The organism is Bacillus capparidis (assembly GCF_017832095.1).
In the GTDB taxonomy this organism is placed as follows: domain Bacteria; phylum Bacillota; class Bacilli; order Bacillales; family Bacillaceae; genus Bacillus; species Bacillus gobiensis.
In genome coordinates, this window is the sequence record NZ_JAFDST010000001.1 from 460,996 (window position 1) to 482,040 (window position 21,045).

At 42.5% G+C, this 21,045-nt stretch carries 24 protein-coding genes; all 24 read left to right on the forward strand.

Translation table 11 applies throughout. The features are described from left to right. Window positions 1-37: 37 nt before the first annotated feature. Complete coding sequence (fapR, locus tag JOC74_RS02285; RefSeq protein ID WP_053602775.1) at window positions 38-604, forward strand: transcription factor FapR; 567 nt, start codon at window positions 38-40, stop codon at window positions 602-604. A gap of 15 nt (window positions 605-619) precedes the next feature. Further along, window positions 620-1,609, forward strand: a complete 990-nt coding sequence (gene plsX, locus JOC74_RS02290) for a phosphate acyltransferase PlsX (protein ID WP_053602776.1) — start codon at window positions 620-622, stop codon at window positions 1,607-1,609. 14 nt (window positions 1,610-1,623) lie between these two features. Further along, window positions 1,624-2,568, forward strand: a complete 945-nt coding sequence (fabD, locus tag JOC74_RS02295) for an ACP S-malonyltransferase (RefSeq protein WP_211086033.1) — start codon at window positions 1,624-1,626, stop codon at window positions 2,566-2,568. Continuing rightward, window positions 2,569-3,309: a 3-oxoacyl-[acyl-carrier-protein] reductase gene (gene fabG / locus JOC74_RS02300; RefSeq protein ID WP_053602778.1), complete on the forward strand. Its 741-nt coding sequence runs from the start codon at window positions 2,569-2,571 to the stop codon at window positions 3,307-3,309. Between the two features lie 149 nt (window positions 3,310-3,458). Next, window positions 3,459-3,692: an acyl carrier protein gene (gene acpP / locus JOC74_RS02305; RefSeq protein WP_053602779.1), complete on the forward strand. Its 234-nt coding sequence runs from the start codon at window positions 3,459-3,461 to the stop codon at window positions 3,690-3,692. 111 nt (window positions 3,693-3,803) lie between these two features. Further along, window positions 3,804-4,553 carry a ribonuclease III gene (rnc, locus tag JOC74_RS02310; protein ID WP_053602780.1) on the forward strand — a complete coding sequence of 250 codons (750 nt, stop codon included), beginning with the start codon at window positions 3,804-3,806 and terminating at the stop codon, window positions 4,551-4,553. Window positions 4,554-4,655: 102 nt separating this feature from the next. After that, window positions 4,656-8,216, forward strand: coding sequence for a chromosome segregation protein SMC (smc, locus tag JOC74_RS02315; protein WP_211086034.1), 3,561 nt, complete (start codon window positions 4,656-4,658; stop codon window positions 8,214-8,216). Between the two features lie 19 nt (window positions 8,217-8,235). Continuing rightward, window positions 8,236-9,225: a signal recognition particle-docking protein FtsY gene (gene ftsY / locus JOC74_RS02320; RefSeq protein WP_053602782.1), complete on the forward strand. Its 990-nt coding sequence runs from the start codon at window positions 8,236-8,238 to the stop codon at window positions 9,223-9,225. A 97-nt stretch (window positions 9,226-9,322) separates the two neighbouring features. Next, the gene (locus JOC74_RS02325) at window positions 9,323-9,655 is read left to right on the forward strand and encodes a putative DNA-binding protein (RefSeq protein ID WP_082363738.1); all 333 of its coding nucleotides are present in this window, start codon (window positions 9,323-9,325) and stop codon (window positions 9,653-9,655) included. Window positions 9,656-9,669: 14 nt separating this feature from the next. Then, window positions 9,670-11,010 (forward strand): signal recognition particle protein, encoded by a 1,341-nt coding sequence (gene ffh / locus JOC74_RS02330; protein ID WP_053602783.1) that lies wholly within the window; start codon window positions 9,670-9,672, stop codon window positions 11,008-11,010. 93 nt (window positions 11,011-11,103) lie between these two features. Then, entirely contained in the window at window positions 11,104-11,385 is a 282-nt protein-coding gene (rpsP, locus tag JOC74_RS02335; RefSeq protein ID WP_053602784.1) for a 30S ribosomal protein S16, read from the forward strand. Continuing rightward, window positions 11,385-11,645, forward strand: coding sequence for a KH domain-containing protein (locus tag JOC74_RS02340; protein WP_082363740.1), 261 nt, complete (start codon window positions 11,385-11,387; stop codon window positions 11,643-11,645). The genes rpsP and JOC74_RS02340 overlap by 1 nt, the downstream gene beginning before the upstream one ends. A 172-nt stretch (window positions 11,646-11,817) precedes the next feature. Then, entirely contained in the window at window positions 11,818-12,198 is a 381-nt protein-coding gene (locus tag JOC74_RS02345; RefSeq protein ID WP_053605993.1) for a YlqD family protein, read from the forward strand. A 15-nt stretch (window positions 12,199-12,213) separates the two neighbouring features. Next, window positions 12,214-12,738, forward strand: a complete 525-nt coding sequence (gene rimM / locus JOC74_RS02350) for a ribosome maturation factor RimM (RefSeq protein WP_053602785.1) — start codon at window positions 12,214-12,216, stop codon at window positions 12,736-12,738. Continuing rightward, window positions 12,735-13,466: a tRNA (guanosine(37)-N1)-methyltransferase TrmD gene (gene trmD / locus JOC74_RS02355; protein ID WP_053602786.1), complete on the forward strand. Its 732-nt coding sequence runs from the start codon at window positions 12,735-12,737 to the stop codon at window positions 13,464-13,466. Before rimM ends, trmD begins: the two co-directional genes overlap by 4 nt. 138 nt (window positions 13,467-13,604) lie before the next feature. Next, on the forward strand, window positions 13,605-13,952 hold the full coding sequence (gene rplS, locus JOC74_RS02360) for a 50S ribosomal protein L19 (RefSeq protein WP_053602787.1): 348 nt from the start codon (window positions 13,605-13,607) through the stop codon (window positions 13,950-13,952). Between the two features lie 115 nt (window positions 13,953-14,067). Beyond that, entirely contained in the window at window positions 14,068-14,916 is an 849-nt protein-coding gene (gene ylqF / locus JOC74_RS02365; protein WP_053602788.1) for a ribosome biogenesis GTPase YlqF, read from the forward strand. Window positions 14,917-14,982: 66 nt separating this feature from the next. Further along, complete coding sequence (rnhB, locus tag JOC74_RS02370; RefSeq protein WP_053602789.1) at window positions 14,983-15,747, forward strand: ribonuclease HII; 765 nt, start codon at window positions 14,983-14,985, stop codon at window positions 15,745-15,747. Between the two features lie 29 nt (window positions 15,748-15,776). Next, window positions 15,777-16,250 (forward strand): hypothetical protein, encoded by a 474-nt coding sequence (locus JOC74_RS02375; RefSeq protein ID WP_053602790.1) that lies wholly within the window; start codon window positions 15,777-15,779, stop codon window positions 16,248-16,250. Further along, complete coding sequence (locus JOC74_RS02380; RefSeq protein WP_148564313.1) at window positions 16,187-17,419, forward strand: hypothetical protein; 1,233 nt, start codon at window positions 16,187-16,189, stop codon at window positions 17,417-17,419. The genes JOC74_RS02375 and JOC74_RS02380 overlap by 64 nt, the downstream gene beginning before the upstream one ends. Further along, a complete protein-coding gene (locus tag JOC74_RS02385; protein WP_053602792.1) occupies window positions 17,416-17,697 on the forward strand; it encodes an EscU/YscU/HrcU family type III secretion system export apparatus switch protein in 282 nt (93 codons plus the stop codon). Before JOC74_RS02380 ends, JOC74_RS02385 begins: the two co-directional genes overlap by 4 nt. 146 nt (window positions 17,698-17,843) lie before the next feature. Then, entirely contained in the window at window positions 17,844-19,004 is a 1,161-nt protein-coding gene (gene sucC, locus JOC74_RS02390) for an ADP-forming succinate--CoA ligase subunit beta (protein WP_053602793.1), read from the forward strand. A gap of 21 nt (window positions 19,005-19,025) precedes the next feature. After that, window positions 19,026-19,928, forward strand: coding sequence for a succinate--CoA ligase subunit alpha (gene sucD / locus JOC74_RS02395; protein ID WP_053602794.1), 903 nt, complete (start codon window positions 19,026-19,028; stop codon window positions 19,926-19,928). 68 nt (window positions 19,929-19,996) lie between these two features. After that, window positions 19,997-20,905, forward strand: a complete 909-nt coding sequence (dprA, locus tag JOC74_RS02400; RefSeq protein WP_053602795.1) for a DNA-processing protein DprA — start codon at window positions 19,997-19,999, stop codon at window positions 20,903-20,905. Window positions 20,906-21,045: the final 140 nt, after the last annotated feature.

Sequence of the window (21,045 nt, forward strand, 5' to 3'; positions counted from 1 at the left end):
ATATGAACTAATTTCTCCGCGGATGGTGTGAAAAACGATGAGAAAAAATAAAAAAGAACGCCAGGAACTGCTTCAGCAAACCATACGGTCGACACCATTCATAACAGATGAAGAGCTTGCAGAGAAATTTGAAGTCAGCATACAGACGATAAGATTAGACCGATTGGAGCTTTCCATTCCTGAGCTTAGAGAACGAATTAAATCAGTTGCTGAACAAACGCTCCAGGACGAGGTGAAATCCCTGCCGATCGATGAAGTGATCGGTGAAATTGTTGATTTAAATCTGGATGAGCAGGCGATATCAATTTTAGAGATAAAAGATGAGCACGTGTTCAGCCGCAACCAAATCGCAAGGGGGCATCATTTATTTGCCCAAGCAAATTCGCTGGCAGTTGCTGTCATAGATGATGAGCTTGCCCTTACTGCAAAAGCGAGCATCCGATTTTCCAGGCAGGTTAAGCAGGGAGAACGGGTCGTAGCGAAAGCAAAAGTTATGAATTTGGATAAACCAAAAGGGTGGACTGCAGTCGCAGTAAACAGCTACGTTTCAGAAGAACTTGTATTTTCAGGCACCTTTGAAATGTATCGCTCAAAACAAACGTAAAAGGTGGAAATTCGAATGAGAATTGCAGTAGACGCAATGGGAGGAGACAATGCTCCTGATGCAGTCATCGAAGGTGTGACGAAAGGGATTCAAGCATTTAAGGATCTTGAAATTACACTTGTGGGCGATAAACAAACGATTGAAAGCAAATTAACTTCCACAGAACGATTGACGATTCTTCATGCAGATGAAGTGATAGAAGCCACGGATGAGCCGGTGCGCGCGGTGAGAAGAAAGAAGAATTCTTCTATGGTCCTCATGGCGAAGGAAGTAGCCGAGAAGCGGGCAGATGCATGCATCTCCGCAGGAAATACGGGAGCGCTTATGACAGCTGGTTTGTTTATCGTTGGCCGAATTGACGGAATCGACCGCCCGGCTCTTGCTCCTACTTTGCCAACGATAAATGCAGAAGGATTTTTGCTTTTGGATGTTGGGGCAAACGTAGACGCGAAGCCTGAGCATCTCCTGCAATATGCAATGATGGGATCCGTGTATGCAGAACGGGTAATGACGATCAAAAAGCCGCGGGTCGGCCTTCTGAATGTCGGAACTGAGGATAAAAAAGGGAACGAATTAACGAAGGGTGCCTTTACGCTTTTAAAAGAGTCCGATCTTCATTTCATAGGCAACGTTGAATCTAGAGATATGCTTGGAGGCGTGGCTGACGTCATTGTGACTGACGGATTTACAGGGAATGTCGCCTTGAAAACAGTGGAAGGCACTGCTCTTTCATTGTTTCAAATGCTAAAATCTTCTCTTACATCAAGCGTTAGTGCAAAGCTGGCAGCCGCTGTTCTAAAACCAAAGCTATTAGAGATGAGAAAAAAAATGGATTACTCTGAATATGGGGGAGCGGGACTCTTTGGTTTAAAAGCGCCGGTCATCAAGGCTCACGGGTCTTCTAATTCAGATGCGGTATACCATGCGATCCGGCAGGCGAGAGAAATGGTCAGCCAAAACGTAACATCCTTTATTACTGAAGGCATTAGCAAGAAAGATAATTAATTGGAGGGAATAGTATGGGAAAAATCGCTTTTTTGTTTCCCGGACAAGGATCCCAGCAAATTGGCATGGGGAAAGCTTTATATGAAAGCGATGAATCCGCACGAAGCATTTTTGAAATAGCGGATCAGACGCTTAATTTCGAGTTGAGTGACCTTATCTTTAACGGAGACAGCAAAGAATTAACACTTACATACAATGCGCAGCCTGCACTGCTTACGACAAGCATTGCTATTCTTAAAAAACTTGAAACATTTGGAATTAAAGCGGATTTTACGGCAGGCCACAGCTTAGGTGAATATACAGCTTTAGTGGCTACCGGCGCTATTTCATTTGAAGAAGCAGTCTATACAGTAAAGAAGCGCGGAGAATTTATGAACGAAGCGGTGCCTGCAGGTGAAGGGGCAATGGCTGCAGTCTTAGGAATGGATACAGCTTTGTTAAAAGAAGTGGCCGAACAAATCACGACTGAAGGGAATTTAGTTCAGCTAGCCAATATTAACTGCCCGGGCCAGATTGTTATCTCCGGAACCGCAAAAGGCGTAGAGCTTGCGTCAGAGCTTGCAAAAGTAAAAGGGGCAAAACGGGTAATTCCACTAGATGTAAGCGGACCGTTTCACTCCGATTTAATGAAGCCTGCTGCTGATAAATTGCGAGAGGTGCTTGACAACTGCGCAATTAACAACGCAAACATTCCAGTTGTATCTAATGTTACCAGTGACGTGATGCAAGAAAGCGAAGAGATTAAAAAGAAATTAATTGAACAGCTCTATTCTCCGGTTCGCTTTGAAGAAAGTATCCAAAGACTGCTGGATCACGATGTTGATACGTTTATTGAAATCGGACCTGGAAAGGTGCTTTCAGGGCTTGTGAAGAAAATTAACCGCCGGGCGAAAACAATTGCCGTATCAGACCCTGAGTCGATAGAGCTTGCGGTGAAAACATTAAAGGAGGAAGCGTAGATGCTTGAGAACAAAGTAGCTCTCGTAACCGGAGCTTCCAGAGGAATCGGCAAAGCAATCGCTTTAAGCCTTGCCGAGCAGGGAGCAAATGTGGTTGTCAATTATGCAGGAAATGAAGAGAAAGCAAACGAGGTTGTGAATCAAATTCAATCGCTCGGACAAGAAGCTTTTGCTTTTAAAGCGGATGTATCCAGCCAAGAAGAGGTTCAAAAGATGGTGAAAGAAACCGTTGGAAAATTTGGTTCGATTGATATTTTGGTGAATAACGCAGGGATCACTAAGGACAATTTATTGATGAGAATGAAGGAAAATGAATGGGATGATGTCATAAACATCAATTTAAAGGGAGTCTTTAACTGTACAAAAGCTGTTACACGGCAAATGATGAAGCAACGAAGCGGACGAATCATTAATGTATCCAGCATTGTCGGAGTAAGCGGGAATCCAGGACAGGCAAACTACGTCGCAGCAAAAGCCGGGGTTATCGGATTAACGAAATCGTCAGCAAAAGAGCTTGCTTCCCGGAATATAACTGTAAATGCTGTCGCTCCTGGATTTATATCCACTGACATGACAGATAAATTGTCCGACGAGGTTCAAGAGGAGATGCTGAAGGTTATCCCGCTTGCCCGATTTGGGGAGCCGGATGACATTAGCGGAGTGGTCACGTTTTTAGCTTCAGAAAAATCAGCGTATATTACCGGACAAACGATCAACATTGACGGCGGAATGGTCATGTAATTTACCCATCGGAGTGTAACGCTTCGATCGGTTGATGCATACTGTATAAGAGGTTTTGCATGAAAATTGGTCTTTCTATAAAAAACGTTTGATTGCTCTGGTTTTTTACTAACCGATCTACTATAATACTTGAGGGGAGGTGAATAGTTATGGCAGACGCATTAGAACGTGTCACAAAAATCATTGTGGATCGTCTTGGCGTTGACGAGGCAGATGTCACACTTGAGGCTTCCTTTAAAGAGGATTTAGGTGCTGATTCCCTGGATGTGGTTGAGCTTGTTATGGAACTTGAAGATGAGTTCGATATGGAAATTTCTGACGAAGATGCTGAAAAAATTGCAACAGTCGGCGATGCTGTGAACTACATAAATAACCAGCAATAGTTTCTACCGAAAAAGTCCCGCCCTTCTGCGGGGCTTTATCCCTTTTTACATGTTAAATTTCTACAGTTCGTTTATTAAAGGCATCATATACGGGCCGGAATGGAGGTAACTATGTCAAAAAATTTTCCTTACAAAGGCAAAAAAGTAATGAATAGAAAAACAGAACAATTTAAACAGTTTCAAGAGCGAATTTCCGTTCATTTTCAGAATGAAAAACTGTTGTACCAAGCATTTACCCATTCATCATATGTGAATGAGCATCGGAAAAAACCTTTCGAGGATAATGAAAGATTGGAATTTCTAGGAGATGCCGTTCTAGAGCTGACGATATCAAAATTTTTGTTTACTAAATATCCAGCGATGAGTGAAGGAGATTTAACAAAGCTTCGTGCCGGAATCGTGTGCGAGCCATCCCTTGTTTCCTTGGCTCATGAGCTTGCGTTTGGCGAGCTTGTACTTTTGGGAAAAGGGGAAGAAATGACAGGTGGAAGAAAGCGTCCTGCACTTTTGGCAGACGTGTTCGAAGCTTTTATCGGGGCATTATATCTTGATCAAGGACTACCTTCAGTGGAAGTTTTTCTTGAAAAATATGTGATCCCTAAAATCAATGACGGTGCTTTTTCCCATGTGATGGATTTTAAAAGCCAGCTTCAAGAATTTGTTCAAAGAGATGGCAAAGGAGCATTGGAATATAAAATCATGCTGGAAAAAGGTCCTGCCCACAATCGGGAGTTTGAAGCAAATGTTTCACTCCGTGGAGAAATCCTTGGCGTAGGAAGAGGGCGTTCAAAAAAAGAAGCGGAACAGCACGCTGCCCAGGAAGCTTTAGAGAAGCTCCAAAAACATCATACAAAACAATAAATCCCCCTCCAACAGGATAAGGGGGATTTCAATTTGTTTTCTCTTAATTTTCATTGGAATATGGTAAAATTGTAATACGCTAAATACATAAGGAGGATCAACATGTTCCTCAAACGATTAGACATCATTGGGTTTAAATCATTTGCAGAAAAAATATCTGTTGACTTTGTCAAGGGCGTGACAGCTGTTGTCGGCCCAAACGGAAGCGGAAAGAGCAATATTACTGACGCGATCCGCTGGGTGCTCGGTGAGCAGTCTGCCAAATCGCTTCGAGGCGGTAAAATGGAGGACGTGATTTTTGCCGGGAGCGATTCCAGGAAAAGGATGAACCTTGCGGAAGTTACATTAACGCTTGAGAATGAAGATCGCTTTTTGCCGATTGACTACCATGAGGTCAGTGTAACGAGACGGGTTTTCCGATCGGGTGAAAGCGAATTTTTGATCAACAAGCAAGCGTGCCGTTTAAAAGACATTATAGACTTATTTATGGATTCGGGACTAGGGAAGGAAGCCTTTTCGATTATCAGCCAGGGTAAGGTTGAAGAAATACTTAGCAGTAAGGCAGAAGAACGGCGAAGCATTTTTGAAGAAGCTGCCGGCGTATTAAAATATAAATCAAGAAAGAAAAAAGCAGAAGCAAAGCTTTTAGAGACCCAGGATAACTTAAATCGCGTGGAAGACATCATACACGAACTGGAAGGACAGGTCGAGCCTCTGAAGGTACAAGCCTCTATCGCCAAAGATTATTTGGATAAAAAAGCAGAGCTCGAAAACGTGGAAATTTCGCTAACGGCCTATGATATTGAAAAACTTAACGAGGACTGGACTGCTTTGTCTCGCAGTGTTGAAGAGGCAAAAGGTAAAGAAATCGCTTCATCCGCCTCGATACAAGCAAAGGAAGCAGACATCTCGGAAACGAGGGACAAAATCCAGGCTTTGGATGAATCAGTTGACGAATTGCAGCAGATTCTATTAGTGACTAGTGAAGAACTGGAAAAGCTAGAAGGAAGAAAAGAAGTTTTAAAAGAACGAAAAAAGAATGCGACTCAAAATCAAGAACAGCTTGAAGAAATGATCGCTAAATATTCCGATAAAACAAAAGAATTGGATGACCGTATCTGCCTCCAAAGCAAAGCAGTTGAAGAGCTGCAGGCAAAAGCGGAAGAGATCAGGCTCCTTCTGAAAGAAAAGCAGCATTCTCTCTCCTTGTACAGCGAAAATATTGAGGGAAAAATCGAACAGGTAAAAAGCGATTATTTTGAATTGCTTAATGACCAGGCATCCATTCGAAACGAGCTGCAATTTATTGAAGATCAAACGACCCAGAATGAGGCGAAGAAAAAACGTCTTACCGATAACAACTTGCAGTATATTAAGGAACGTGATGAAATCAAAGATCGGCGAATGAAATGCGAGGCTCAGCTTGGTCAAATTGAGGAACAAATAAATCGGCAGGTCTTGGCTTATCGTGAAGCAGAGCGAAAATATGAAAACGATAAGCAAGCTTATGCTAAAAAAGAATCGGGGTTGTATCAAGCCTACCAATACGTTCAGCAGGCCAAATCAAAAAAAGAAATGCTTGAAGCCATGCAAGAGGATTTTTCAGGATTTTATCAAGGGGTTAAAGAAATATTGAAGGCAAAGAGCAAGCTTTCTGGCGTGCATGGTGCCATCCTGGAACTGATCAATACAAAAGAGGCTTATGAAACAGCGATTGAAATTGCTCTTGGTGCAGCAGGTCAGCACATAGTGACAGAGAACGAAAATTCTGCCCGCCAGGCGATTCAGTATTTAAAACAAAATTCATTTGGAAGGGCGACGTTTCTTCCGTTGAATGTCATGAAAGCCAGACATATAGCAGAACGTGATATTCAAATCGCAAAAGAAAACAGCTCATTCATTGGCGTGGCCGTAGATTTAATTGAATTTGAAGGTCTCTACAGGCCAGTTGTCCAGAATTTGCTTGGAGCAGTTCTCATTGCAGAAGATCTAAAGGGAGCAAACGAGCTCGCCAAACGACTTGGACAAAGATACAGAATTGTTACGCTGCAAGGTGACGTCGTCAATCCAGGAGGCTCCATGACAGGCGGTGCCATGAAAAAGAAAAACACTTCCTTGCTCTCAAGAAACAGGGAGCTAGAGACCTTATCGGCACGCCTTTTGGATATGGAAGAAAAAACGGAGCTTTTAGAAAAGGATCTTAAGGTATTAAAAAATACGGTTGGCGAGGAAGAAAAACGCCTTGACGAGCTTCGCAAAAACGGCGAGCATGTAAGAGAAAAGCAGCAGGAGCTTAAAGGCGAGCTATATGAAATTCAAATCGAAGAAAAAAATATAAATCGCCATTTGGAGCTATATGATCAGGAAAAATCGACGCTTCTGGAAGAAGAAACTGAAAAAAACAGGCGCAAGGAAGAGCTGCAAAGGAATTTAACCGACTTAACAGAAAAAATGGAACAGCTTGATGAGCAGCTGGAACAATTGAATCAGCAAAAACAGGCGCAAACTTCAAACAAGGATTCGATATCATCGGAAGTTACCGAGCTTAAAATCCAGATCGCTAAAGCTGAACAGGCGCTTACGAGTGAAGAAACGGCACTTAAACAATTTTACTCGGACCGTGAAGAAAACGAACAAGGGTATAAACAAGCATCAGAGGATCTGAAATTTTTAACAGATGAAATGTACTCGAGCTCAAGCGGTGAAGAAAAGCTCCAGGAAGCAGCCAGCCAAAAATCAAAGGATAAAAACAATACTCTTGCGCTTATTTCCACAAGGCGGGAGCAGCGCATCAAGCTTCAAAGCGGTCTTGATACAAAAGAGGCGGAGCTAAAAGAAGAAAAAAGGCTGTATAAACAAATGACCTCCATCCTGAAAGACCAAGAAGTAAAATTAGCAAAAATGGAAGTGGAACTCGACAATTTGCTTTCTTTTTTAAGGGAGGAGTACGGACTTTCCTACGAAGCTGCAAAAGAAAACTATACATTGGAAACGCCGCCTGAAGAAGCAAGAAAGCAAGTGAAATTAATAAAAATGGCGATTGACGAGCTTGGGACCGTCAATCTTGGCAGTATTGAAGAATTTGAGCGGGTGAACGAACGTTACATGTTTTTAAAAGAGCAAAAGGATGATTTGTTAGAAGCGAAAGAAACGTTATTTAAAGTGATAGAAGAAATGGATGAAGAAATGTCCAAACGGTTCAGTCAAACCTTTAGTGACATTCGCTCGCATTTTGAGACCGTCTTTAAAGCTTTATTTGGCGGCGGGAGAGCGGAGCTGAAATTAACAAATCCGGATGATCTGCTTCGTTCGGGTGTAGATATCGTCGCCCAGCCTCCAGGGAAAAAGCTTCAAAATCTCAGCCTTTTGTCCGGCGGTGAACGGGCGCTGACTGCCATTGCGCTATTATTTTCAATTTTAAAGGTTCGTCCCGTTCCGTTTTGCATTTTGGACGAAGTTGAGGCTGCCTTGGATGAAGCCAATGTATTTCGATTTGCCCAATACTTAAAGAATTACAGTCATGAAACGCAATTTATCGTCATTACCCACCGAAAAGGCACGATGGAGGAGGCTGATGTGCTTTACGGAGTGACGATGCAGGGTTCCGGCGTCTCTAAGCTGGTGTCAGTCAAACTTGAAGAAACAAAAGAATTAGTTCAGTAAAGAAAGCGGTGTGATCACAATGAGCTTTTTTAAAAAACTTAAAGAAAAAATTTCGTTACAAACGGATAGTGTATCCGGCAAATTTAAAGAGGGACTTGAAAAAACAAGAAACTCCTTTCAAGAGCGTGTCAATGATATTGTTTCCCGCTACCGCAAAGTAGACGAGGAGTTTTTTGAAGAGATCGAAGAAGTATTAATCAGCGCCGATGTTGGTGTCTCCACGGTTTTAGAGCTGGTTGATGAATTAAAAGATGAGGTTAAGAGAAAAAACATACAGGATCCGAGGGAAGTGCAGGCAGTCATTTCTGAAAAGCTGGTCGATATTTATCAAAGCGCAGACGAGAAATCGCCTGAGCTGAACATCGCGGAAAACCGCCTGAACATTATACTGTTTGTCGGTGTTAATGGTGTTGGAAAAACGACTTCCATCGGAAAGCTGGCCCATCTGCTGCAGAAGGAAGGCAAAAAGGTCGTTCTCGCAGCCGGCGACACGTTCAGAGCTGGTGCGATCGAACAGCTGGAGGTATGGGGGGAGCGCGTAGGGACTCACGTTGTTAAGCAAGCAGCCGGGTCTGATCCCGCAGCAGTTATCTACGACGCACTTCAGGCGGCAAAAGCTCGAAATGCAGATGTTTTGCTCTGCGATACTGCAGGCAGGCTGCAAAATAAAGTAAACTTGATGAAGGAGCTTGAAAAGGTGAAGCGAGTCATTGAGCGGGAAGTCCCTGATGCCCCGCACGAGGTGATGCTTGTCCTTGATGCTACCACCGGACAAAATGCAATGGTTCAGGCGAAAGAATTCGCTAACGCGACCAATGTATCCGGTATTGTATTAACCAAGCTCGATGGAACGGCAAAGGGCGGAATTGTTCTTGCGATTCGAAATGAACTGAAGATCCCGGTCAAGCTGGTCGGTTTAGGAGAAAAAATGGATGATCTTCAAAGGTTTAATGCGGAATCATATGTGTACGGACTGTTTTCTGACCTTGTTGAAAAGGAAGCAGAATGAAGATATTGCTGACAAGATAAAAACTTGACAGTACATTGAAAACAGCGTAAACTACTATATGTAAAGGGATTTAACTTAACAAAAGGGGAGAGTCATCGTGACGCTTGAAAAAACAACCAGGATGAACTATTTATTTGATTTTTATCAATCGTTATTGACATCCAAACAAAAAAGCTATATGTCACTTTACTATTTGGACGATCTTTCCCTTGGTGAAATTGCAGAAGAATACGAAGTTTCCAGACAGGCTGTGTATGATAATATTAAACGCACGGAAGCGATGCTTGAACAATATGAAGAAAAATTGCTTCTGTTAAAAAAATTTCAAGAGCGCAAAGAGATTTATGAAAAGTTAAGAGCCTGCGTAGCTTATGCAGAAAACAGCGATGAGGCTGTAGCTCTCATTGAGGCGCTTGAGAAATCAGATTAGGAGGCGGCAAAACGATGGCATTTGAAGGATTGGCCGACCGACTGCAACAGACAATTACAAAAATCCGCGGCAAAGGCAAGGTTTCAGAGCAAGATGTCAAAGAAATGATGAGAGATGTGCGCTTAGCACTACTCGAAGCGGACGTCAACTTTAAGGTTGTAAAGGATTTTATCAAAAAAGTAAGCGAACGGGCTGTAGGCCAGGAAGTAATGAAAAGCTTGACTCCCGGCCAACAGGTCATCAAGGTCGTAAAAGAAGAGCTTACTGCCTTAATGGGCGGTGAAGAAAGCAAAATTGCCGTTTCCAAACGCACCCCTACTGTTATTTTAATGGTCGGGCTGCAGGGTGCCGGGAAAACGACAACGACTGGAAAGCTTGCGAATTTGCTACGTAAAAAGCAAAATCGGAATCCGCTACTCGTTGCAGCCGATATTTACAGGCCTGCAGCGATTAAACAGCTTGAAACGCTAGGAAAGCAGTTAAGCATGCCAGTCTTTTCATTGGGGGATCAGGTCAGCCCGGTTGAAATTGCCAAAAAAGCGATTGAAAAAGCAAAAGAAGATCATCATGATTATGTGATTATCGATACCGCAGGACGCCTGCATATTGATAATGACTTAATGAATGAGCTCGAACAGGTGAAGGAAGTGTCTTCCCCTGAGGAAATTTTCCTTGTGGTAGACTCCATGACCGGGCAGGACGCAGTCAATGTTGCGAAGAGCTTTAATGAACAGCTCGGCATTACTGGTGTGGTTCTGACAAAACTCGATGGCGATACACGCGGCGGAGCTGCTTTATCGATTCGCGCCGTGACCAATACCCCGATTAAATTTGCCGGTATGGGCGAAAAGCTCGATGCGCTTGAGCCGTTTCATCCAGAACGCATGGCCTCACGCATACTTGGCATGGGTGACGTTCTCACCCTGATCGAAAAAGCTCAGGCAAATGTGGATGAAGATAAAGCAAGAGAGCTCGAAAAAAAGATGAAAACGATGAGTTTTTCGCTCGATGATTTTCTGGAGCAGCTCGGACAGGTCAGAAGCATGGGGCCATTGGATGAGTTAATCCAAATGATGCCGGGGGCTAACAAAATGAAAGGCATGAAAAACATTCAGGTGGATGAAAAGCAGCTGAATCATGTCGAAGCGATCATCAAATCGATGACCGCAAAAGAAAAAGAACAGCCTGAGGTCATTAACGCGAGTAGAAAAAAACGGATCGCAAATGGCAGCGGAACATCGGTTCAGGAAGTAAACAGGCTGCTTAAGCAGTTTGAAGAAATGAAAAAAATGATGAAGCAAATGACAAATATGTCTAAAGGCAAGAAAAAAGGCTTTAAGCTGCCCTTTATGTAAAAAATCACTTGTGTTAAGAAAAAACACTTTACAAACAGTTTTATCATTGTTAATATACTATCTTGTTGAAATATTTTCGGAGGTGCTAGTAAAATGGCAGTAAAAATTCGTTTAAAACGTATGGGAGCAAAAAAATCTCCTTTTTATCGTATCGTAGTCGCAGATTCTCGTTCACCGCGTGACGGTCGTTTCATTGAAACAGTAGGAACTTACAATCCGGTTGCTACTCCGCAAGAAGTGAAAATTGACGAGGAGCTTGCTCTTAAATGGCTATTAACAGGTGCAAAGCCTTCTGATACAGTGAAAAATCTTTTCTCAAAGCAAGGAATTCTAGAAAAATTCCACAATGCAAAACAAGGCAACGCCGCTAAATAATGCAAGTGAATCTGGAAGAGCTGGTTACAGCCATCGTTACCCCGCTTGTTGATCATCCTGAGGAAATAAGGGTTGAAATGGTTGAAAAAAGCCATAACGTTTCCTTGTCACTATCAGTCAGCGAACATGACATTGGCAAAATAATCGGTAAAGGGGGCCGGACTGCTCAAGCAATACGATCTGTATTAGCTGCAGCCGGAGCCCGTTCTTCTAAAAAAATTCGGCTTGAGATTTCTAAGGGAAAGGGAGAGGTTAAATAACCTTCCCTTTTTTATGTGGTTGCTTTAGGCCAAATTTTCTTCGGTGATTAGAAAAATTCTTATTCATTGAAAGAACAAGAGTTTTTCTAATCATCGGCTTTTTTTGCTTTCCTAAAACAGAGGGCTTAAAATAGAAAGCGAATACTCAGGCCTAAAAGGGGGTTGTGTGGTGTTGCAAATCATTCAGCGCGTCACGGTCATGCAGGTATTAACTGAACAAAGCAAAAAAAAGCTTTTAGACGGGTTTGAAGATAAAAAAAACACCCTTGAAAGAGAGTGCAACCAGCTATATTTCCAACTGAGAAAACATGAAAAAGAGAATCTGAGCCAAACCATTACTGCCCAATTTAAAAAAGAAATTGAAAAGCGGCAGGATAAAATAAAAATGATCGATTTTCAACTGAGCCAAGTAAATACGCTGCCGCTCGGAAGTGAAATCAAAGAAAAAGAAATGGACGCCATTACAACCATTTCGGTTGGAGACTCGTGGAATGATGAAATCCTGTCGAAAACCATTGTGGTGAAAAATGGAACGGTGATTGAAATAAGATGAGGTGGAAAACATAGTATGCAGAGAAACTGGTTTAACGTCGGGAAAATCGTAAACACACACGGCATTAAGGGAGAAGTGCGAGTCATCTCAAAAACTGATTTTCCTGATGAACGATATAAACCTGGCAATACGCTCTATCTTTTTTTAAAGGATTCAAACGAGCCTAAAAAAGTAACTGTATCAACTCACAGAATTCATAAGCAGTTTGATCTGCTTGCCTTTGAAGAAGCCCCCTCGTTATCTGAGGCTGAAGCTTTTAAAGATGCGATTATTAAAGTTCCTGAGGAAGATCTTGGCGAACTCGGCGACGATGAATTCTATTTTCATGAAATTATCGGATGCACCGTATTTTCTGAAGACGGAAGCGAAATCGGCAAGGTGAAAGAAATCCTGACTCCTGGAGCCAATGATGTATGGGTAATCGGCAGAAAAAACGGCAAGGATGCGTTAATCCCTTATATCGAATCGGTCGTAAAAGAGATCAATATTAAAGACAAAACCATTAAGATTCATGTTATGGAAGGGCTGCTTGACGAATGAAAATTGATTTTTTAACGTTGTTTCCTGAAATGTTTGACGGCGTGCTTCAATCCTCGATCCTTAAGAAAGCCCAAGAAAAAGAGGCGGTTCAGTTTCAGGTCGTTAATTTCAGGGACTTTTCAGCGAATAAGCATCTAACCGTCGATGATTATCCGTATGGAGGAGGGGCCGGAATGGTATTGAAGGCACAGCCGGTCTTCGATGCAGTAAAGCATCTCACAGCACCCTTATCAAAGCCTCCGCGGATCGTTTTGCTCTGTCCCCAGGGCGAGAGGTTCACTCAGCAAAAAGCGGAGGAATTGGCAAATGAAGAGCATCTAATGTTTATTTGCGGCCATTACGAGGGGTACGACGAACGAATCCGAACCCATCTTGTCACAGATGAACTGTCAATCGGAGATTTTGTCCTAACCGGAGGAGAGCTGCCTGCAATGGTAATGGCGGATAGTGTGGTGCGACTTTTGCCCGGAGTGCTTGGCAAGGAAGAATCGCATATTCAGGATTCATTTAGCACGGGCCTTTTGGAGCACCCTCACTATACGAGACCATCAGATTATGAAGGTTTAAAGGTTCCCGATGTTCTGCTTTCCGGAGATCATGCAAAAATAGAAGAATGGAGAAGGAAAGAGTCGCTGCGCAGAACGTATACGAGACGGCCAGATCTTCTTGACTCTTATTCTTTATCGGAGCAAGAAAAAAGATGGGTGGACGAGTGGAAAAACAGCTAGTCTATCTTGCATGGTATCAACAGAAGTGATATGATAGTAGCTGTGGCTTAAACAGATAATTGTTTAGACCACGAAAACGGTGTTCCGCTGTAATGGAAAGAGCTTGCAAGAGCATCTGTTGGAAGGAGTTGAATTACGATGCAAAAATTAATTGATGAACTTACAAAAGAACAATTGCGTTCAGATCTGCCTGCGTTTCGTCCCGGTGATACTCTTCGCGTACACGTGAAGGTTGTTGAGGGAAACCGTGAGCGTATCCAGATATTTGAAGGTGTTGTCATCAAGCGTCGTGGCGGAGGAATCAGCGAAACATTCACCGTACGTAAGATTTCTTACGGTGTTGGAGTTGAGCGTACATTCCCATTGCACACACCTAAAATCGCTAAGATTGAAGTTGTGCGCTACGGTAAAGTCCGCCGTGCTAAGCTTTACTATCTGCGTAATCTTCGCGGAAAAGCAGCACGTATTAAAGAAATCAGACGATAATTGCAACATAGGGAAAGAGCTTGTTTACAAAACAGGCTCTTTTTTTACATACAACTGACATTCTTTCGCTTAAAAAATATACATATCTGCTAAATTAATAAAAAGGATGAAGGACATGACCATACAATGGTATCCAGGCCATATGGCCAAAGCAAAAAGAGAAGTCACTGAAAAATTAAAGCTGATTGATATCGTATACGAACTCGTAGATGCAAGAATCCCTTTGGCATCCAGAAACCCGATGATCGATGAAATCGTGAAAAATAAACCGAGAATCGTTTTGTTAAACAAAGCTGACAAGGCTGAGCCTCGTGTGACAGCCGGATGGATTGATTATTTTCAATCCAAAGGTATTCCTGCTATTTCGATTAACTCAGTAAATGGAACTGGATTAAACAGGATTGTGCCGGCTTCTAAAGAGCTGCTAAAGGACAAAATAGAGAAAATGGCAGCTAAAGGAGTGAGACCGCGTGCGATCAGGGCATTAATCATAGGAATTCCTAACGTAGGGAAATCGACTTTAATTAACAAACTTGCTAAAAAATCAATCGCAAAAACAGGAGACAGACCGGGTGTCACGACCTCCCAGCAATGGATAAAGGTTGGAAAGGAGCTTGAGCTTCTTGATACGCCGGGAATTTTATGGCCGAAGTTTGAGGACAAGCAGGTCGGATTAAAATTGGCCGCAACTGGAGCTATAAAAGATGCGATCATTAACCTTCAGGACGTTGCGGTGTTTGTGCTGCGGTTTTTTGAGGAAAAAAACCCCGAACGGCTAATGGAAAGGTACAACTTGGACAGTTTGCCTGAAGATATAGTACAGCTATTTGATGAAATTGGGAAAAACAGGGGCTGTCTCATGGCCGGAGGCGCCATCAACTATGATAAAACAACTGAAGTGATTATTAGAGATTTGCGGACGGATAAGTTTGGCCCGATTTCTTTTGAAGACCCATTTGATTGATTCGGCAAATAAAGGCTTCATTCGAATGCCTCATGAGCCGATAGTATACATAAGGAGTAAGGAACATTGAAAAAAAGTGTCAGAGAGATAAAGGAAGAATTAGACAGCATTCAGGAAGCAAGCCATCCGTCCATTGAATTGTTTGCTGCCGATGAAAGGATAAGCGTGAGAGAGCTTGTCCGCAAATGGAAGAAAAACAAGCTGCAAGATGAGCTTTTGCAAAAGCAATGGAACGAGATGAACAATTATGAAACAAGTGCCAAAAAGTCCGGATATCAGAAGATTGCCGGCGTAGATGAAGCAGGGCGCGGTCCCCTGGCAGGACCGGTAGTGGCCGCTGCAGTTATATTGCATCCTGAAAACAGGTTTTTAGGACTGACAGATTCGAAAAAACTCTCTCAAAAGAAACGAGAGTATTTTTATGATTTGCTAAAAAATGAAGCGTTGGACATTGGACTCGGCATTGTTGAGGCTGAAACCATAGATAAAATCAATATTTATGAAGCCTCGAAAACAGCGATGAAAGAGGCCCTGGCCAATCTGAAGCAGAAACCGGATTTTATGCTGATAGATGCACTTTCTTTGGAGGTAAACGTTCCACAGGAATCAATTATTAAAGGAGATTCAAAAAGCGTATCGATTGCAGCTGCTTCATGCATTGCAAAAGTAACAAGAGATCAAATCATGATGGATTATGCAAGGAAATATCCGCAGTACGGCTTTGAAAAACATAAGGGGTATGGAACAAAGGAGCATTTAGAGGCCATTGCCGCCTACGGTGCGCTTCCAATCCACCGACGCAGCTTTGCTCCTGTCAGAAATAGGGGATAGATTCATATGGACAAGGAGAATGATAGATTTTGAATCAGCTGACTGGTTATCTGGAAAAATCTTTCTCAACTGTAAATGCAGAGAAGCTTCCACTCTCAAACAGTGAGAAAAAATTGCTGCTTGGCAAGGTTGTAAAGTTTGCAGGAGAAGAGCATGCTGTACTTCAAGTGGGCTCTTCTTTCATCAAGGCAAAATTGGACATTTCTCTCACCTTAGGAAATACGTATCTCTTTCACTTCCAAAAAAACACTTCTGAGCCTGCAGGAACCATGCAGGTTATTCAAGCATTTAAAAAAGAGCCGAAAACAATAAAGGATGCGGCAGCCACCATATTATCCGGCCTGTCCATGAGTCAAACGAAAGAGAACCTCGCTCTTATTTCACAACTATTGGGAACGAATCAGCCATTTACAAAGGAAGAGCTGCAGGCTGCTGTTAATTGGCTGTCAGGATATCGTCACATGAGGCTGAAGAAGCGATCGATACTCTTCAATTTACCTTGAAAAAAGGTTTTCCTATTGAAACGAAGGTGTTGAACAGCTTACATTCACTGAAAGCTGAGTCTACTCTTTCAGATGAACTTGCTGAATTGCATCATGCGTTAGAAAATCTGCCACATCAGCAAAATCATTTGCTCCAACGAATGAGAGACCAACTTCTTGCAATTTCTCATAGTGATCAATTCGTACATGGAAAAAATGGTGAAGTACTTTTCGGAAATCGTGGCTACTATGCAAAAACAAGTGGCGGCTTATGCCAGACTGCAAAGCGTAATTGTATCGCCCACAGATCAGATTGGGTCTTTTTTCCCCATTTGGAAAGGCAGACTGATTTTCAGCTTTTTCACAAGGTTGAATATCGTCTCTTTAAGAAAATCGCTGAACTTGCGGGCACGAACGGGATATCAATGGAGAAGCAAATATTTCAATTGCTTCGTTCAGCTTCTGATCAAGCCTCTTTTTGGACAGATCAAAAAATATTTCATCCATCGGAAGCAAAACGATTTCGCCAAATAGCCGAGAAAACGGCGCCGACGATCGGCAAAAATGACCTTCTCTCGTTTCTCCGAAAGATCAACGAATTAATTGGCCACCGCCATGAGCTTTCAATTATTCGCTCATTAGGAAAAAAGAGCTTCCCGTTGGATACCATCACCGATTCGCTAAAGCTGTTATTAAATGAAGCGGCATTATCGCAGGAGCTCCCCGAGAACGTCCAGCAAAAAGCAGAACAGATGATCAACCGGTTTAATGGACAGTTGTTGGTGCTTCAGGATGACCAAACCGCCACACAGCTTCTCATCCACCTTCCATTATCGCTTAACGGTTTGTCTTATGATATGAAAGTCATTTATAACGGCAAGAAAAATAAAAACAATGAACTTGATCTCGATCAGTGCCGTCTTGTGTTTTTTCTGCAGCTGCCTTATCTGAAAGAAATGATCGTTGACTGTTTCATTCAAAAAAAAGTAATATCACTTAAAGTGGAAGCCGAGTTCGAACTGATAGGATTGATCCAGCAGATGACGCCGGATTTAAAAGATCGTCTTTTTACGCTTGGCTATCACCTTACCGGAATTACCGCCAAACAAAGAAAGAAAACCAGAGGTTCTTTTTTTGCAACCGAATTAAAAGACTATATTAGTGAGACAGGGTGGGATATTAAAATATGAGAAACGATCACCAGCTCAGGAGGGCTGTTGCCTTAAAATACAATGAGCAAAAGGACCTCGCCCCGAAAGTAACTGCAAAAGGGGAAGGGCTTCTTGCAGAAGAAATTATTAAGCTTGGAGAAGAAGCAGGCGTACCGATTGAAAGAAATCCTGTGCTTGTCCAATTAATGAAAAACTTAACGGTTGATGAACAGATCCCGGAGGCACTTTACGAGGTAGTAGCTGAGGTTTTTTCATTTGTTTATCGTATGGATAAAGAAGCATCATCAAAAGACTAGAATTTTATCTTTTTACGAAATAAAAAATTGAATTTTCGAACAAACCTTGCAAATCTCGGACTAATGCTAGACAATCAATCTAGGATTATATAAAATGAAAGCGCAGTCTCTTATTATTATCGTTACATAAGCGAGGAGGATGGGAAATGAATATCCATGAGTATCAAGGGAAAAAAGTCCTCAGAAATTATGGGGTAGCCGTGCCTAATGGGGCAGTAGCATTTTCAGAGGATGAAGCGGTTCAAGCAGCTGAAAGCTTGACCAGCAATGTATTTGTTGTAAAAGCACAGATTCATGCAGGCGGCAGAGGAAAAGCCGGAGGGGTAAAGATTGCAAAATCGAAAGAAGAAGTCCGGGAATATGCAAAAGAACTTCTCGGCAAAACGTTGATCACGCATCAAACGGGTCCGGAGGGACAATTAATAAAACGCTTACTTATTGAAGAGGGCTGCGACATCAAGAAGGAATATTACGTTGGTCTTGTACTTGACCGGGCCACATCAAGAGTCGTGCTCATGGCTTCTGAAGAAGGCGGTACCGAAATTGAAGAAGTCGCAGAAAAAACTCCGGAAAAGATTATGAAAATTACGATTGATCCGGCCATCGGCTTGCAGGCACACCAGGCAAGAAAAATTGCGTTTTCTATTAATATTCCAAAAGAACTCGTCGGAAAAGCTGTAAAATTTATGATGGCACTCTATCAAGCTTTTATTGAAAAAGATTGTTCGATTGCTGAAATCAATCCGCTTGTTGTAACTGGTGACGGCAATGTCATCGCACTTGACGCCAAGCTTAATTTTGATAGCAATTCGCTGTACAGGCAAAAGGATATCGTCGAGTTCAGAGATCTCGACGAGGAGGATCCGAAGGAAATCGAAGCATCAAAGCACGACTTAAGCTACATCTCTTTGGATGGCAATATCGGCTGTATGGTGAATGGAGCGGGTCTAGCCATGGCGACGATGGATATTATTAAATACTATGGCGGGGATCCTGCGAACTTCCTTGACGTTGGAGGCGGCGCTACAGCTGAAAAAGTATCTGAAGCATTTAAAATTATATTATCAGACAAAAATGTAAAGGGGATCTTTGTCAATATTTTCGGGGGAATTATGAAATGTGACGTCATTGCAGAAGGCATAATCGAGGCGACGATGCAAGCAGGCTTAACGCTTCCGCTTGTTGTACGTTTGGAAGGAACGAATGTTGAATTAGGCAAAAGATTATTAGATGAATCGGGTCTAAACATTACATCGGCTGAATCGATGGCAGACGGTGCGCAAAAAATCGTTTCGTTGGTCAAGTAAGAAAAGGCGGGGGGAGAAAAAATGAGTGTATTTGTTAATAAAGATACGAAAGTAATCGTCCAAGGGATAACCGGTTCTACTGCTTTATTTCATACGAAGCAAATGCTTGACTACGGGACAAAAATTGTTGCCGGAGTCACACCGGGAAAAGGCGGTACTATGGTTGAAGGAGTTCCAGTATTTCATACGGTCGAAGAGGCAGTGAAAAATACAGGTGCGAATGCATCAGTCATTTATGTTCCGGCACCGTTTGCTGCGGATGCGATCTTAGAGGCGGTCGATGCTGAGCTTGACATTGTCATTTGTATCACGGAGCATATTCCTGTTTTGGATATGGTAAAAGTGAAGAGGTATATGGAAGGCAAAAAAACGCGTCTGATTGGTCCAAACTGCCCTGGAGTCATAACTCCTGAAGAATGCAAAATAGGCATTATGCCGGGTTATATTCACAAAAAAGGGCATGTTGGCGTAGTCTCTCGTTCGGGAACATTAACGTATGAGGCGGTTCATCAGCTATCTGAGGCGGGGGTCGGCCAATCGACTGCTGTTGGAATTGGCGGAGATCCTGTAAACGGTACCAATTTTATCGATGTTCTTAACGAATTTAATAATGATCCAGAAACCCACGCTGTGATCATGATTGGCGAAATCGGCGGAACGGCTGAAGAAGAAGCAGCTGAGTGGGTGAAAGCCCATATGACGAAGCCAGTTGTCGGTTTTATCGGCGGACAAACGGCTCCTCCGGGAAAACGTATGGGCCACGCAGGAGCGATCATTTCCGGGGGAAAAGGAACTGCTGAAGAAAAAATGAAAACGATGAAGGCATGCGGCATCGAGGTTGCAGAAACGCCTTCTGTAATGGGTGAAACACTGATTAAGGTTCTTAAAGAGAGCGGATTATTTGAAACATGCAAAACCCACTAATACAGATACAGGAATAGCTGATTTTGGGCTATTCCTGATTATTTATAACCATTCTTAGGAGGTATATAATGAAAGAACTGAACACTGACAGGAAAATAGTATTATTAAGGTTGCTGCACACTATGTCTCCATCCCTGCTTTACAAATGGTGGAAAGAAGATAGCACCCTTTCCCTTACTCCTCAAAGCTTCCATCCGTTATCAATTCTTTCGAATGGAAAAACGAAAGTGGGTGAATTGTCTTACGAATTGGAACGCAAATTTCCTATTTTGCAGCAAACGCTGGCAGACATAAAGTCCTCTGGCATCGAAGCCATTCCAATTTCTTCAGACGAATATCCTCTTTGGCTAAAGTCCATTCATGATCCTCCACCTGTTTTATTTGCCAAAGGAAAAAAAGAAATCATGCATCATCATCCTCTCATCGGTATCGTCGGCACGAGACACCCTTCTCCTTATGGAGTAAAAGCGGTAAGATCATTAGTTAGAGACCTTACGGAAGAGGGGATCGTCATTGTAAGCGGACTGGCAAAAGGAATTGACGGACTAGCTCATCAAACTGCCATTCAAGCAGGCGGAAGTACGATAGGAGTCATTGCAGGCGGATTTCATCATATTTACCCGAAAGAAAACCACCAGCTTGCTTCACAAATGGCAGAATCTCATTTGCTCCTCTCAGAGCATCCTCCATATGAAACACCCCAAAAATGGCAATTCCCATTGAGAAATCGAATAATCAGCGGATTAAGCAAGGGAATCGTGGTTATACAAGGAAGAGAGAAAAGCGGATCATTGATTACAGCTTATCAAGCTCTAGAACAAGGGCGTGAGGTATTTGCGGTCCCAGGCCCAATCTTTGATCCTTGCTCGCTTGGACCATTCAAATTAATCCAGGAAGGCGCGAAATTAGTTGTTTCCAAACAGGATGTTATGGAAGAATTACGGATATCACCTGTTCATTATTGGGAACATTCGTAAGATTATTGTTTGACAAAAGCCATTCGGTTATTTAATAATAGTGAGGATTTCATGTTTGCACTATTTTTCAACAAGTCGTGTCAGGATTGCTTACTATCCTGAAAATGAACCGAATGATTTACTAATAATTAGCTATTAAA

Excerpts from the sequence above, each read along its gene's own strand:
- fapR (WP_053602775.1), top strand. The coding sequence starts at position 38 with ATGAGAAAAAATAAAAAAGAACGCCAGGAACTGCTTCAGCAAACCATA.
- plsX (WP_053602776.1), top strand. The coding sequence starts at position 620 with ATGAGAATTGCAGTAGACGCAATGGGAGGAGACAATGCTCCTGATGCA.
- fabD (WP_211086033.1), top strand. The coding sequence starts at position 1,624 with ATGGGAAAAATCGCTTTTTTGTTTCCCGGACAAGGATCCCAGCAAATT.
- fabG (WP_053602778.1), top strand. The coding sequence starts at position 2,569 with ATGCTTGAGAACAAAGTAGCTCTCGTAACCGGAGCTTCCAGAGGAATC.
- acpP (WP_053602779.1), top strand. The coding sequence starts at position 3,459 with ATGGCAGACGCATTAGAACGTGTCACAAAAATCATTGTGGATCGTCTT.
- rnc (WP_053602780.1), top strand. The coding sequence starts at position 3,804 with ATGTCAAAAAATTTTCCTTACAAAGGCAAAAAAGTAATGAATAGAAAA.
- smc (WP_211086034.1), top strand. The coding sequence starts at position 4,656 with ATGTTCCTCAAACGATTAGACATCATTGGGTTTAAATCATTTGCAGAA.
- ftsY (WP_053602782.1), top strand. The coding sequence starts at position 8,236 with ATGAGCTTTTTTAAAAAACTTAAAGAAAAAATTTCGTTACAAACGGAT.
- ffh (WP_053602783.1), top strand. The coding sequence starts at position 9,670 with ATGGCATTTGAAGGATTGGCCGACCGACTGCAACAGACAATTACAAAA.
- rpsP (WP_053602784.1), top strand. The coding sequence starts at position 11,104 with ATGGCAGTAAAAATTCGTTTAAAACGTATGGGAGCAAAAAAATCTCCT.
- JOC74_RS02340 (WP_082363740.1), top strand. The coding sequence starts at position 11,385 with ATGCAAGTGAATCTGGAAGAGCTGGTTACAGCCATCGTTACCCCGCTT.
- rimM (WP_053602785.1), top strand. The coding sequence starts at position 12,214 with ATGCAGAGAAACTGGTTTAACGTCGGGAAAATCGTAAACACACACGGC.
- trmD (WP_053602786.1), top strand. The coding sequence starts at position 12,735 with ATGAAAATTGATTTTTTAACGTTGTTTCCTGAAATGTTTGACGGCGTG.
- rplS (WP_053602787.1), top strand. The coding sequence starts at position 13,605 with ATGCAAAAATTAATTGATGAACTTACAAAAGAACAATTGCGTTCAGAT.
- ylqF (WP_053602788.1), top strand. The coding sequence starts at position 14,068 with ATGACCATACAATGGTATCCAGGCCATATGGCCAAAGCAAAAAGAGAA.
- JOC74_RS02385 (WP_053602792.1), top strand. The coding sequence starts at position 17,416 with ATGAGAAACGATCACCAGCTCAGGAGGGCTGTTGCCTTAAAATACAAT.
- sucC (WP_053602793.1), top strand. The coding sequence starts at position 17,844 with ATGAATATCCATGAGTATCAAGGGAAAAAAGTCCTCAGAAATTATGGG.
- sucD (WP_053602794.1), top strand. The coding sequence starts at position 19,026 with ATGAGTGTATTTGTTAATAAAGATACGAAAGTAATCGTCCAAGGGATA.
- dprA (WP_053602795.1), top strand. The coding sequence starts at position 19,997 with ATGAAAGAACTGAACACTGACAGGAAAATAGTATTATTAAGGTTGCTG.